The organism is Microbacterium elymi (genome assembly GCF_021582895.2).
GTDB classification, from domain to species: domain Bacteria; phylum Actinomycetota; class Actinomycetes; order Actinomycetales; family Microbacteriaceae; genus Microbacterium; species Microbacterium humicola.
Window position 1 is genome coordinate 2835164 of record NZ_CP091139.2, and the last position, 13520, is coordinate 2848683.

6 protein-coding genes, 1 tRNA gene and 8 pseudogenes are annotated in these 13520 nt (G+C 68.6%); 6 read left to right on the forward strand and 9 right to left on the reverse strand.

Annotation, left to right across the window (positions count from 1 at the left end; all coding sequences use genetic code 11):
- Window positions 1–17: 17 nt before the first annotated feature.
- Both L2X98_RS22470 and L2X98_RS15455 read left to right on the forward strand, forming a co-directional pair.
- Window positions 18–766, forward strand: a pseudogene (locus L2X98_RS22470) (FadR/GntR family transcriptional regulator).
- Window positions 766–2049 (forward strand): annotated as a pseudogene (locus L2X98_RS15455) (alpha-hydroxy acid oxidase). The pseudogenes L2X98_RS22470 and L2X98_RS15455 overlap by 1 nt, the downstream one beginning before the upstream one ends.
- Before the next feature lie 121 nt (window positions 2050–2170).
- Here the strand turns inward: L2X98_RS15455 and L2X98_RS15460 are convergent.
- The 3 genes and pseudogenes from L2X98_RS15460 to L2X98_RS21670 form a co-directional block, all read right to left on the reverse strand.
- A pseudogene (locus L2X98_RS15460) lies at window positions 2171–2925 on the reverse strand (HAD-IIB family hydrolase).
- A gap of 50 nt (window positions 2926–2975) precedes the next feature.
- A tRNA-Pro gene (locus L2X98_RS15465) sits at window positions 2976–3049 on the reverse strand.
- A 530-nt stretch (window positions 3050–3579) separates the two neighbouring features.
- Window positions 3580–4482, reverse strand: a pseudogene (locus L2X98_RS21670) (penicillin-binding transpeptidase domain-containing protein); the annotation flags it as partial.
- On the opposite strand from L2X98_RS21670, the gene L2X98_RS15480 reads away from it, so the two are divergent.
- Window positions 4448–4630, forward strand: coding sequence for a hypothetical protein (locus tag L2X98_RS15480; protein WP_259611513.1), 183 nt, complete (start codon window positions 4448–4450; stop codon window positions 4628–4630). The pseudogene L2X98_RS21670 and the gene L2X98_RS15480 overlap by 35 nt on opposite strands.
- A gap of 14 nt (window positions 4631–4644) precedes the next feature.
- Here L2X98_RS15480 and L2X98_RS21675 read toward each other — a convergent pair.
- From L2X98_RS21675 to L2X98_RS21680, 5 genes and pseudogenes are all read right to left on the reverse strand, one after another.
- A pseudogene (locus L2X98_RS21675) lies at window positions 4645–5463 on the reverse strand (transglycosylase domain-containing protein); the annotation flags it as partial.
- Window positions 5464–5561: 98 nt separating this feature from the next.
- Complete coding sequence (locus L2X98_RS15485; protein WP_259611514.1) at window positions 5562–6209, reverse strand: pentapeptide repeat-containing protein; 648 nt, start codon at window positions 6207–6209, stop codon at window positions 5562–5564.
- Window positions 6210–6243: 34 nt separating this feature from the next.
- On the reverse strand, window positions 6244–7176 hold the full coding sequence (locus L2X98_RS15490) for a metallophosphoesterase (RefSeq protein ID WP_259611515.1): 933 nt from the start codon (window positions 7174–7176) through the stop codon (window positions 6244–6246).
- Window positions 7173–8453: a PASTA domain-containing protein gene (locus L2X98_RS15495; protein ID WP_259611516.1), complete on the reverse strand. Its 1281-nt coding sequence runs from the start codon at window positions 8451–8453 to the stop codon at window positions 7173–7175. The genes L2X98_RS15490 and L2X98_RS15495 overlap by 4 nt, the downstream gene beginning before the upstream one ends.
- Window positions 8454–9091: 638 nt before the next feature.
- Window positions 9092–9958, reverse strand: a pseudogene (locus L2X98_RS21680) (transglycosylase domain-containing protein); the annotation flags it as partial.
- Between L2X98_RS21680 and sp36 the strand changes: the two are divergent.
- The 3 genes and pseudogenes from sp36 (at window position 9903) to L2X98_RS21685 (ending at window position 11043) form a co-directional block, all read left to right on the forward strand.
- On the forward strand, window positions 9903–10118 hold the full coding sequence (sp36, locus tag L2X98_RS15505; protein ID WP_259611517.1) for a Sp36 family protein: 216 nt from the start codon (window positions 9903–9905) through the stop codon (window positions 10116–10118). The pseudogene L2X98_RS21680 and the gene sp36 overlap by 56 nt on opposite strands.
- Window position 10119: 1 nt before the next feature.
- Window positions 10120–10580: pseudogene (locus tag L2X98_RS15510) on the forward strand (RidA family protein).
- Between the two features lie 112 nt (window positions 10581–10692).
- A complete protein-coding gene (locus L2X98_RS21685; RefSeq protein ID WP_354003073.1) occupies window positions 10693–11043 on the forward strand; it encodes a GIY-YIG nuclease family protein in 351 nt (116 codons plus the stop codon).
- A gap of 268 nt (window positions 11044–11311) precedes the next feature.
- Here the strand turns inward: L2X98_RS21685 and acs are convergent.
- A pseudogene (gene acs / locus L2X98_RS15515) lies at window positions 11312–13277 on the reverse strand (acetate--CoA ligase).
- Window positions 13278–13520: the final 243 nt, after the last annotated feature.

Below are 13520 nucleotides of genomic sequence, written 5' to 3' on the forward strand. Positions count from 1 at the left end.
CCACAGAGGAGGCGGCAATGGCCGATGCCCCGGCGCGCGCGTGGCGCGTGGTGCTGGAGAAGATCGAGTCCGATCTGCTCGGCGGCGCCCTCGTTCCGGGAGACCACCTGCCGCCGGAGCGCGAGCTCGCGGCGCGTCTCGGCGTCGGCCGCTCGAGCGTGCGCGAGGCGCTGCGCGTCCTGGACGTGATGGGACTGATCCGCACCGGCACGGGTTCCGGGCCGACCTCGGGCGCGATCGTCATCGCCACCCCGCAGGGCGGAATGTCGGCGCTGCCGGCTTGCAGGTGGCCGCGCAGGGCTTCCCGATCGACGACGTCGTGCGCACCCGGCTCGTCCTGGAGACCTCCGTCGCCGCGGACCTCGCCCGCGCCGCGGCCGACGCCCGCCATGCAGGCGAGTCCGATGCCGGCGCCCTGCACGACGCGCGCGCGGTGCTGGACGCGATGGATGCCGCGGACCTGACCCCGCAGGAGTTCCTCGCCTTGGACGCCCAGTTCCACACCGCGCTGGCCGAGGCATCCGGCAACGCGGTGGTGGCCGCCATGATGGCCGGCCTGCGCGAGGCGATCGAGTCGTACGTGCTCGCCGGCGCCCAGCGGGTGCCCGATTGGGACGACACGGTCGCCCGGCTGCGCGCCCAGCACCGCCAGATCGTCGACGCGATCGGCCTCGGCGACCCGGCGCGCGCCCGACGTCTCGTGCACGACCACATCACGGGCTACTACGCCCATGCCGGACTCACCCATGATCGAAAGGACCGCTGATGGTCACCAGGCAGCTTCCGAACCTCGGCGACATCTTCGAGCTGATGCAGTTCAAGAAGCCCGAACTCGATCTGCGCAAGCGCCGCCTGGATGCCGCGCTGACGATCGCCGACCTGCGCACGATCGCCAAGCGCCGCACGCCGAAGGCCGCGTTCGACTACACCGACGGCGCGGCCGAGGGAGAGCTGTCGATCGCCCGGGCGCGACAGGCGTTCGAGGACGTGGAGTTCCACCCCGGCATCCTCAAGCCCGCGCCCTCGGTCGACATGTCGTGCGAGATCCTCGGCAGGCGGTCGGCGCTGCCGTTCGGCATAGCGCCGACCGGCTTCACCCGGCTGATGCAGACCGAGGGCGAGATCGCCGGAGCAGGCGCAAGCCGGAGCCGCCGGCATCCCGTTCACCCTCTCGACCCTGGGCACCACGTCGATCGAAGAGGTGAAGAAGGCCAACCCGCACGGGCGCAACTGGTTCCAGCTGTACGTCATGCGCGACCGCGAGATCTCGTACGGGCTGACGCGCCGCGCCGCCGCGGCCGGATTCGACACGCTGTTCTTCACCGTCGACACCCCGGTCGCCGGCGCTCGCCTGCGCGACAAGCGCAATGGCTTCTCCATTCCGCCGCAGCTGACCCTGGGCACCATCGTGAACGCGATTCCGCGGCCGTGGTGGTGGATCGACTTCCTCACCACGCCCAAGCTCGAGTTCGCGTCGCTGTCGACGACGGGCGGCACCGTCGGCGAGCTGCTGGATGCCGCGATGGACCCGACGATCAGCTACGACGATCTCGAGGTGATCCGGGGGATGTGGCCCGGCAAGATCGTGATCAAGGGCGTGCAGAACGTCGAGGACGCGAAGAAGCTGATCGATCTGGGCGTGGATGGGATCGTGCTGTCCAACCACGGCGGACGCCAGCTCGACCGGGCGCCGATCCCGTTCCGGCTGCTGCCCAGGTGGTGCGCGAGGTGGGCAAGGACGCCACGGTCATGGTCGACACCGGCATCATGAACGGCGCCGACATCGTGGCATCCGTCGCCCTGGGGGCGAAGTTCACCCTGATCGGACGCGCGTACCTGTACGGACTGATGGCCGGCGGCCGCCAGGGCGTCGACCGTACCATCGAGATCCTGCGCAGCGAGATCGAGCGCACGATGAAGCTGCTCGGCGTCTCGTCGCTCGGCGAGCTGACGCCGAAGCACGTCACGCAGCTGACCCGTCTGACGCCGGTGGCGGGACAGGCGCGGAGCGCGCCGACCCGGGCACCGCGCGCACGCACCACCCGCTGAAGTCGGACCGCCGGCATCGGCGGGTGGATGCCGCAGCCCGGTCGCGCTTTGCATGTCCGGTCGACGCAGATGGTCGTGATCGGCTGCGGAAGATGACCGTTCGCGTCGACCGAACCGCGGGCTACAGGGTCGGGAGGAGTCGATCGAGGAAGGCGGCGGTGTCCTCCCACCCGGTGACGGCCTGGCAGGCCACGCCGAGTGCGAGCACCGGGTAGTCGTTGCCGTCCGGGTCGAGCCGGTCGCCGACGAACAGCATGTCGTCGAGCGGGATGCCGGTCTGCTCCGCCAGCGTTGCATGCCGTAGGCCTTGTCGATGCCGCGGTGGGTGATGTCGACGCTGGTCGAGCCGCCCGAGCGCACCTCGAGATCCGGCAGCCGTGAGGCCACCGCCGCCCGCAGCGTGTTCTTCTTCTCGCCGGTCGGGTCCCAGACCGACTTGGCATGCAGCGGCGCCTGCTGTCCGAGAGCGGAGAACGTGATCTGCGAGCCCCGATCCTCCAGGATCGGGCCCCAGGCCTCGGCCTCCCAGTATCCGAGCCGGCGGGCTTCGTCCTCGATGGCGCCCAGCGCGCGGGACTTCTCGTCGTCGGTGAGCGCGTGTGCGTACACGGTGCGCACCCCGTCCGCGGTCAGCCGGTAGTACTGCGTGCCGCAGGTGGGCAGCAGGTGGATGCGGTCGCGCACGGCGGGTGCGGCATCCGGCAGCCGGTCCACCACCTGGGTGGTGAACTGCGCGAGCTGTCCGCCGGAGATGATCGCGACCTGCACGCGCTCGGCCAGCGCGATCAGCAGTGCGCCGATGCGCGGGTCGATCGCCGCCTTGGACGGCGCCAGCGTGTCGTCGAGATCGAAGGCGATCAGGCGGGGGCTCGGCATGCAGGGTCCTCTCTACAGCAAAGGCTCCACCGCAGTGGAGCCTTTGATTGTCGGGGTGACAGGATTTGAACCTGCGGCCTCTTCGTCCCGAACGAAGCGCGCTACCAAGCTGCGCCACACCCCGTGGCAACCGTTCGAGTCTACCCGATCGCCGGGGGTGGTCCGAACCGCAGGGATGCCGAACCCATCAGTGCCCGTGTCGAGGCGGCTTGGTCGGGGCCGGTGGCGGCGACGGCTTCGTCGTCGGCGCCGGTGGCGGCGACGGCGTGCTCGTCGGCCCCGGCGAGGAGTGCTCTCCGGTGCCGCCCCCTTGTCGCCCTTGTGCTTCTTGGCGGTGTGCCCCCAGTTCGGGTAGTGGCCGGAGAACACGATCAGCTTCGCCTCGGGATCGGGCAGCGGCCCGCCCGGATAGTACTTGTCGGCGGCGCGCTGGATCCGCTCCGACATGGGGTAGCGGATCTCGGCGAGGTCGGTGCCCCGGTAATACCAGGTGTACATGTCGAGGTCCGGATCCCCGTGATTGTCGGTGATCCCCGACCACACCAGCGAGGTCATCGCCGAACTCGACGTGATCAGCCAGGTCTGCTCGCCGTTGTGCGTGCCGGTCTTGCCGAACAGCGGCGTGCCGTCGTTCGGGTTCGCGACCGCGGCCGTCCCGCCCGGGCGCAGGCACCCCTGCAGAGCGTATTCCGCGGTGGCGGCGATGCCGGGGTCGATCGCCTGGGTGCAGGTGCGCTCGGGCACCGGGCGATCCTTGCCGTCGGCATCCGTCACCCGCGCGATGACGCGCGGCTGGCAGAACTTCCCGTGGTTGGCGATGGCCGCGTACGCGCCGGCCATCGCGATCGGCGAGACCGAGTTGGACCCGAGCACCGAGAAGAGGTCGGTCATCTGCACCGGGCCGTGGCCGTTGGCCAGCGTCACGCCGAGCTTCGTGGCATCCTTCATCACGGTGCACAGGTCGAGCTTGGCGGCCATCGCGAGGTAGCCCGAGTTCAGCGACTGGGCGGTGAACTGCATCGGCGTGCCGTAGTAGCCGGCCTCGTGCCGGAAGTTCTGGATGATCGTGTCGTGCGTGTTCGTCCAGTCGCCCTGGCACGAGTTCGTGATGTGCGGGATGACCCGGACGTTGCCGTTCACGACCTCGTTGACGGAATGGCCGGCCTGCAGCCACGCGAGCAGGGTGAACAGCTTGAACGACGAGCCGGCCTCGAACCCGTTCGCACCCTGCATGCTGTTTCCGGCATATACGACGCTGGTCTGTCCGGAGTCGGGGGACGAGGATGTCGTGCTGTAGTGCGTGTTCTGCGCGATGGAGAGGATGTCGCCGGTCTTCGGCTGGATGTTCACGACCGTCGAGCCGTAGCCGTAGTCGGGCCACTTCGAGGGCGCGTATTTCGCGACTGTGTCCTGGGCGACCTTCTGCAGGCGCGGGTCGAGGGTCGTGTAGACCTTCAGCCCCCCTTGGCGCAGCGCCTGCTCGCGGTCCGGCGCCGTCTTGCCGAACGCCGGATCGCTTCTGATGATCGAGGTCACGTACTGGCAGAAGTACTGCACGCTCGTGCTCGCGCATCCGGTGGCGGGTGCGGTGATCTTCGGTCTGATCGGCGCCCTCATCGCGGCCCCGTACTGTGCATCGGTGATCTTGCCTCCCGCCTTCATCCGGCCCAGCACATACTCCTGCCGCTGCTTGGTGAGGGCGTAGTGGTTGGCGTCGCCGTTGGCGGGGTCCTTCGGGTGGTCGATGCGGTAGGTGTTCGGGTTCTGGACCATGCCCGCCAGGGTGGCCGCCTGGCCGAGATCAAGTCTGCTGGCATGCACGCCGAAGTAGTACTCGGATGCCGCCTCGATGCCGTACGTCACTCCGCCGAAGTTCGCGATGTTCAGATAGGCGAGCAGGATCTGGTCCTTTGAGTACTTCTGCGAAAGGGATATCGCGTACCGCATCTCCTGCAGCTTGCGGGCGTAGCCCTCGGGGCCGTTGTCGTTGGTGGCCTCGTTGTAGCAGGCCTGGATCGCGGCGTCCTTCTTGGCCTGCGTCAGACTCTGGTCGTCGACCGAGCCGTAGCAGTCCTGCACGAGGACGTTCTTGACATACTGCTGGCTGATCGAGGATCCACCCTGGACGTTGCTGTCGCCCTGGAGGTTGGAGAGCACAGCGCGGGTGGTGCCGAGCAGGTCGATGCCGCCCTCGTCGTAGAACCGCGGGTCCTCGCTGGAGAGGATCGCGTCGTACATCACCGGTGCGATCTGGTTCCAGGTGACCGGGACGCGGTTCTGGTCGTAGAACCGCGTGAGCACCTGTTCGCGGCCGGTGGCCGGGTTCTTCGCGTAGATGGTGGTGGGCAGGCTCGAGCGGGTCGATCTGCAAGCTCGCTGGGGAGGCTGTCGAACGTGTTGATCGCGGTCGTGGCCGCGGCGCTCGCCGTCGCGACGGCTGGTGTCACGGCAGCCGTGATCAGCACCCCGGCGATGCCGCTGAGTGCGACGAGCCCGATCAGCCCGCCGACGACCCCGAGTGGGTGCCTTCCATTCCACTTCGCTGCGTTGGGCACGTTCGCGACGTTATGCCCGGAGCCTGGAAATCGGGTGGATGTCGGGTGGAGCGGGGATGGGCGGACAGGGTCGGGTTCGGGTCAGAGCACGGTCAGTCCGAGCTGCTCCGCGAAGAACGGCGCGAGCTTGCCGAGCTGCGTCTCGTCGATGACGGCGCCCTTCAGCCCCTCGATGCCCACGATCCGCGAGAGCTCGAGGCCGCGCAGATCGACGTGCGCGAGTGTGGCGCCGGGCACCTCGAGCGTTCCGAGCCGGCTTCCGGCGAAGCTGACGCGAGTGGCCTTCGCCGATGTCAGGTCCAGCTCGTCGATCTGGCAGTCGTCGAAGACGACGTCGGTCAGCGCACTGCCGCGCAGGTTGACGTATCCGAGCTTGCATCCGGTGAGCCGGATGCCGCTCCAGCCGCTGCCGTAGGTCTCGAACGAGCCGATGCGCGAGTGGCTGATGTCCACGTCGCGCAGGGTCGCCGAGACGGCCGACATCGTGGCGCCGTCGGCCGAGTCGATCGTGCAGTCCACCATCCGGATGCCGCGACTCCTCAACCCGCCGAGGGCGAGCCCGTCGAACGCGCACTCGGTGAACGTCAGGTCGGGCAGATCGCGGTCGGCAAGCGATGCCCCGATGAACCGCAGCCCGTCGAAGGCGTCGCCGGGAAGGACGTCCGCGAGGTCGCCGTCCTCGAGATCGGTCAGGCGGGGCGGCTGGAATCGCGGGGCGTGCACAGGCATGCGGTCACCCTATCCCGGGGCGCGGCTCGCGCCGCTACCGCGGCAGCAGGGTGATGAGGGACGCCTCGGGGCGGCAGGCGAACCGCACGGGCGCGTAGATCGAGTGGCCGATGCCGGCGCTGACGTTCAACGGCACGGTACGGCCGCCGTGGGTCCAGCCGCTCAGTCCGCGGGCCTGATCCAGTGGGATGTCGCAGTTCGCGACGAGCGCCTTCGGCGAGAACGGGATGCGCACCTGGCCGCCGTGCGTGTGCCCGGCGAACAGCGCCTCGGCGCCCAGTTCGACGAAGCGGTCGAGCACGCGGCGGTACGGTGCGTGGGTGACGCCCCAGGTCAGGTCGGCGCCGGTCCCGAGCGCCGCCATCGCATCCGGCAGTGCGTCGAGATCGTCCCAGTCCCGGTGCGCGTCGTTGACGCCGAATGCGTCGATGCGCAGCCCGTTCACCGCGATCGATGCAGCGGCGTTGTTGATGCCCGTCCAGCCGAGTTCGTCCGACAGGAAGGCATCCAGGGCCGTGACATCCACCGGCTCCGCCTCGATGACGTGGCGCGACGGCCCGGAGAAGTACTTGAACGGGTTGCGCGGCGACGGTGCGACGTGATCGTTCGATCCGTGCACGAACAGGCCCGGGATGCCGCGGAACGGCGCGAATGCATCACGGATGCCCGCGAGCCCGTCGATGTGGCCGATGTTGTCGCCGGTGTTCACGATCACGTCCGGCCGCAGCGCGGCCAGCGACGCGATCCATCGCTGCTTGCGGTGCTGCCAGGGCGCCATGTGCGCGTCCGACAGGTGCAGCACGCGGATCGGCGCGGCGCCGGGCGGCAGCATCCGCAGCACGTGGCGGCGCACCGTGAACAGATAGCGTTCGATGCCGATGCCCCAGACCGCGGCGCCGACGCCGACCGCCCCCACCGTGCCGAGCACGGTGAGGGCGGTGCGCGCGGGGGAGTCGGCGCGGGTCAACCGCGGCCTTCGCCCTTGCCCGGCTTGTCCGGCTTGCCGCCGCCGCAGTCCGGCGCCTTATACGTGACCGTCACCTTGGTGTTCGGCCCGGTGACCGTATCGGCCGCCGGATCGGTCCCCGTCACGGTGCCGTCGCCGGCGTCGTCCTTCTGACACTGGGTGTCGACGTTGCCGAAGCCGGCGCCGCGGATCATCGCGACCGCCTCTTCCGGCGACCGCCCGGTCACGTCGGGCACCGCGATGCCCTTGCCGTTGCTGGGGCTGATCGTCACGTTCGTGCCGCCGGCGACCTTGCCCGCGCCGGGGCTCTGCTCGGCGATCTGGCCCTTCGGCTGATCGGAGTCGACCTCGTCGCCGACGGTCACCGAGAATCCGGCACTCTCGAGCTTCTTCGTCGCGTCATCCACCGACATGCCCACCACACTCGGCAGGGTCACCAGCACCTGGCGGGTCAGGTTCGAATCGGGGTCGGGGAACTTCCCACCGGGATAGATCCCGTCGATCGCCCCCTGGATGGAGCGTGCCAGCCGGTACCGGATGCTGGAGAGCTGCCAGCCGTCGTAGTAGTGGTGGAACAGGTCGGGGTCGTCTCCTGAAGGAGTTTCGGTGTCGACCGTTCCCACCAGGTTCGCGGTGGCGACCTTGGTGTTCGCCGTGATCAGCCACGTCTGGTAGGTCTCGTGCGTGCCGGTCTTGCCGATCAGCTGCGTACCGTCGTTCGGGTTGCCGAACGCACCGGATCCGTTACCCGTCATCACGCCCTGCAGGGCGTACGCGGCGGTGGCGGCGACCTTCTCGTCGAGCACCCGGGTGCACGTCCGCTTGGGCAGCTCGAGTTCCTTGCCGGTGGAATCGACGATCTTGTCGATCACGCGCGGCTGGCAGAACACGCCCTTGTTGGCGATCGCCGCATAGGCCCCGGCCATCGCCATGGGCGAGACCTTGTCCACGCCGATGATCTCGGAGGGGTTCGGAGCCTTGGTCGCGAGGGGAAGCACGCTGCCGTTGGGGTCGGTCACGCCGAGCCGCTTGGCGACATTCCCGATGTCGCACAGGTCGAGCTGAGAGGCCATGCCGGTGAATCCGGAGTTCAGCGACTGGGCGGTGAAGCGCTTCGGAGTGCCGAAGTAGCCGCGCACCTTGTCGTAGTTGCGGACGTTGTAAGGGGTACCGGTGAGCGCCCCGCCGTCGACGCAGCTGGAGGGCCATGTGCTGATGGTGCGATTCGTGCCGTTGACGATCTGGTTGAGGGACTTGCCCTGCTCGAGCCAGTCCACGAGCGTGAACAGCTTGAACGTCGATCCGGCCTGGAAGCCTCCCGACCCCCGAACTGCTTGTCGCCGGCGTACACCAGCGATGTCTTGCCCGGCTCGGTCTCACCGGCGGCCTTGTAGGCGGTGTTCTGCGCGATGGCCAGCACCCGGCCGGTCTTGGCCTCGACGCTCACCGAGGTCGACCCGAAGTTCATGCCCTTCACCGAGTTGGGCACGTACTCGTCCTGCGCCTTGTTCGCCACCTTCTGCACGCGCGGGTCGAGCGTGGTGTAGATCTTCAGCCCACCCTTCTGCAGCAGCTCCTGGCCGTTCTCCTTGAACGCCGGATCGTTCTTGATGACGGACGTGACGTACTGGCAGAAGTACGGCGCGATCTTGTTCGAGCCGTTGCACCCGGTCCGCACGTCGGTGATCTTCGGGACGATCTTGGCCTTGTACGCCTCGTCATGCTGCTTCTGGGTGATCTTGCCGTCCTTGAGCATCCGGTCCAGGACGTAGGTCTGCCGCTTCTTGGTCAGCGAGTAGCCGTCGGCCTTGCTGTTGACGGCCTCGCCCTTGCTGTTGGTGGTCGTGCCCTTCGGCAGATCGATGCGGTACGTGTTCGGGTTCTGCACCATTCCGGCCAGCGTGGCCGCCTGTGCGACCGAGAGCTTGCTCGCGTGCACCCCGAAGTAGCGCACCGCGGCGGCCTCGATGCCATAGGTCACGCCGCCGAAGTTCGCGATGTTCAGGTATCCGAGCAGGATGTCGTTCTTGGAGTACCGCTGCTCGAGTGCGATCGCGTACCGCATCTCCTGCAGCTTGCGCTGATAGCCGTCGGGACCCTCGGAGTCGGTCGCGCGCACGTAGCACTCCCGCACTTCCTTGTCGGTCTTCGCGTCCCAGTAGCACTTCTGCACGAGCACGTTCTTCACGTACTGCTGGCTGATCGAAGAGCCGCCCTGCGTCTGGCCGGCCCCCTGTGCGTTGGACAGCAGGGCACGCGTCGTGCCGACCAGGTCGATGCCGCCGTGCTCGTAGAAGCGCGGGTCCTCGCTGGACAGCAGCGCGTCGTACATGACCGGGGCGACCTCGGTGAATTTCACCGGGTCGCGGTTCTGGTCGTAGTACGTCGCCAGGGTGACGTCCTTGCCCTTGTCCTTGTAGACCAGGGTGGTGGGAAGGCTGAGCTTGTCGATGGTCAGCACGCTCGGCAGGTTGTTGAACATGTCGATCGCGCTGGTGGCTGCGGCGCTGGTGACGGCGACGGCAGGGGTGACCGTCGCGGTGATGAGGAGTCCGGCGACTGCGCTCAGGCCGACCAGGCCGAGCAGCCCGCCGGCCACGCCAGCAGCCGTGCGTTTCGAGTGGGGCATAGGCTTGATCGTAAAGGAGATTGCTGGGCGAAGCCTCCAGGGGGCGGCTGAGAACCTGCCGTGACGCCCGTGCCGGATTCGAAGGAGCCAGAGCCCGATGACCACCTGGGAATACCTCACCACGCCGCTGGTGATCCACAACACCGCGGCCATCCTCAACAACTGGGGCAAGCAGGGCTGGGAGCTCGTGCAGGTCGTCCAGGGCCCCGAAGGCGGCCTCGTCGCCTACTTCAAGCGCCCGCTCGGGGGCGGCACAGCCAACGCGGGGCTGGATGCCGCGGCCGAGGCATCCGTCCAGTTCGAAGGGCGCTGAGATGAGCGTCTCGCAGACTCTCCAGGACCTCGGCATCGCCCTGCCGGACGTCGTCCCACCGGTCGCCGCCTACATTCCGGCGATCGTCCACGGCGACCTCGTGTACACCTCCGGCCAGCTGCCCATGTCGGGCGGCGCGCTGCCGGCGACCGGCAAGGTCGGCGGCGCGGTCACGGCAGAGGATGCGAAGGGCTACGCCCGCCAGTCCGCGCTGAACGCCATCGCCGCCGCAGCTCGGCCGTCGGCGGCGTGGACCGGCTTACCGGGGTCGTCAAGGTCACCGGGTTCGTGGCATCCACACCCGACTTCACCGGGCAGCCGGGAGTCATCAACGGCGCGAGCGAGCTCCTCGGCGAGGTGTTCGGCGAGGCGGGACGGCACGCGCGCTCGGCGGTCGCAGCCCCCGTGCTCCCGCTGGACAGTCCGGTCGAGGTCGAGGTCATCTTCTCCGTCGCCCCCTGAGTCCTCCCACCAGGTCCCTGAGCGAGGAGCGCAGCGACGAGACGAAGGGCCGGTGGCCCGGTGGATCGCCCGGGACCCGGCCCTTCGTCTCGCTGCGCTCGCTCAGGGACCTGTGGACAACTCTCACCGCCGATGGGACTCGCGATCTACCGTCGAGTCATGCCCGCGGTCTACATCCTTCGCTTGCGCCGACGGCTCGTACTACACGGGAAGCACTACGAACCTCGAGTTGCGAATTGCAGAGCACCAGTCGGGTGTCGGTGCGAACCACACTCGAAAGCACAGGCCGGTGGAACTCGTCTGGCACTGCGACTTCGATCACGTCGACGCAGCGTACTTGTGGGAGAGGCGCATCCACGGCTGGACCCGGGCGAAGAAGGAGCTCTTGATCGACGGTCGGTACGACGAACTCCCCGGCTGGAGCGTACGGCATCGATGGCACGAGCTCCCACCAGGTCCCTGAGCGAGGAGCGCAGCGACGAGACGAAGGGCCGGTGGCGCCCTTTCCAGGTCCCTGAGCGAGGAGCGCAGCGACGAGACGAAGGGCCGGTGGCCCCCGCGATCGCCCGGGCCTGGCCCTTCGTCTCGCTGCGCTCGCTCAGGGGCCTGTGGGTTCTGGCCCTTCGTCTCGCTGCGCTCGCTCAGGGACCTGTGGGTTCTGGCCCTTCGTCTCGCTGCGCTCGCTCAGGGACCTGTGGGTCCCGGCCGTCCGCCCATCGTGCGGATCCCGCCTATCTCACCTGTGCGGAGATGATGCTCATCACGGCGGTGTCGGCGAGGGTCGTGGTGTCGCCGACCTCGCGCCCGTCGGCCACGTCGCGCAAGCCGGCGCATGATCTTGCCCGAACGGGTCTTGGGCAGCTCGCCGACGATGTAGATGTCGCGCGGCCGCGCGATCGGGCCGATCTGCTCGCCCACCCACCCGCGCAGCGTGCCTGCCAGCCCCTCGGGGGAGTGCGCGGAGAGGTAACTCTCCTTGATGATCACGAACGCGACCACCGCCTCGCCGGTCGTGTCGTCGGTCGCCCCGACCACCGCCGACTCGGCGACCGCCTCGTGCGCGACCAGCGACGACTCGATCTCAGTGGTCGACAGGCGATGGCCCGAGACGTTCATCACGTCGTCGACGCGTCCCAGCAGCCAGATGTCGCCGTCCTCGTCCTTGCGCGCGCCGTCCCCGGCGAAGTAATAGCCCTGCGCGGCGAACTTCTCCCAGTACGTGGCCGTGAAGCGCTCGGGGTCGCCCCAGACGCCGCGCAGGCATCGCCGGCCACGGCTCGGTGACCACCAGCAGGCCGCCGTTGCCGTTCTCGACCCGCTGCCCCTGCTCGTCGACGACGTCCACCGTGATCCCCGGCAGCGGCACCTGCGCCGAGCCCGGCTTGGCGGCGGTCACACCCGGCAGCGGGGCGATCATCGCCGCTCCGGTCTCGGTCTGCCACCAGGTGTCGACGATCGGGACGTCGCCGCCGCCGATGATGTCGCGGTACCAGATCCAGGCCTCGGGGTTGATCGGCTCGCCGACCGACCCCAGCAGCCGGATGCTGGACAGATCGAACTGCTGCGGATCTGCCGACCCTGCTTCATGAAGGAGCGGATGGCGGTCGGTGCGGTGTACAGGATCGACACGCCGTACTTCTGCACGATCTCCCACCAGCGCCCCGGATGCGGCGTCTCGGGCGTTCCCTCGTACATCACCTGCGTGGCGCCCAGCGCGAGCGGTCCGTAGACCACGTAGGTGTGTCCGGTGACCCAGCCGATGTCGGCGGTGCACCAGAAGACATCCGTCTCGGGATGGATGTCCAGCGCGTACCGGTTGGTGAAGGCCGCCTGGGTGAGGTACCCGCCCGAGGTGTGGATGACGCCCTTGGGCTTGCCGGTCGTGCCGGACGTGTACAGGATGTACAGCGGGTTCTCGGCCGGGAACGGCTTCGCCTCGTGCTCGGGGGCGGCCTGCTCCATCAGGTCGTGCCACCACAGGTCGCGGCCGTCGGTCCACTCCACGTCGTTCTCGCCGCGGCGGACGACCACGACATGCTCGACGGTCTCCTGCACCCCGGCGCCGCGATCGGCCAGCGCCATGTCGACGGCGGGCTTGAGCGGCGACACCTTGCCCTTGCGGTAGCCCCCGTCGGCGGTGATCACGAGCCGAGCGGCCGCGTCATCCACCCGCGACCGGAGGCTGTCGGCCGAGAAGCCGCCGAACACGACCGAGTGGATGGCGCCCACCCGGGCGCACGCCAGCATGGCCACGACCGCCTCGGGGATCATCGGCAGATAGATCGCCACCCGGTCGCCCTGGCCGATGCCCAGCTGCTCGAGGGCGTTCGCGGCCCTTTTCACTTCGGCGGTCAGCTCAGCGTAGGTGATGCGTCGCGAGTCGCCGGGCTCGCCCTCGAACAGCAGCGCCACGCGGTCGCCGTTGCCGGCCTCGACATGTCGGTCGAGGCAGTTGTAGGCCACCGACAGCTCGCCGTCGTCGAACCACTTCGCGAACGGCGCATTCGACCAGTCGAGCACCTGGGTGAACGGCTTGTGCCAGTGCAGCAGCTCGCGGGCCTGGTCGGCCCAGAATCCCTCGCGGTCGGCGCCGGCCCGCTCGTAGAGCTCCGCCGAGCCGTTCGCCTGCGCGGCGAATTCCGCCGACGGCGGGAACTCGCGGTCCTCGTCGAGGAGATGATCGATCTGGCTGCTCATGGGGCGCTCCTTTGCGGGGGACTGCGGGGTTGACTGCGGGTGACGGGCGACGGGCGACATCCGGCGTCGCCCAGGCCGTGCGTCAATCTACTCCCGCCCTGATGGTGCCACTACCGCCGATAGTTGGGGGCGCGCGGGGTGGGAGCGGTCTCGTGGCGGGACGGCGGATGAGGAAATCGTCACTCGATATATCACGTCCCGGATGCTGATTTGTTTGTCGTCCTCAACGAAGTTGCGTATGCT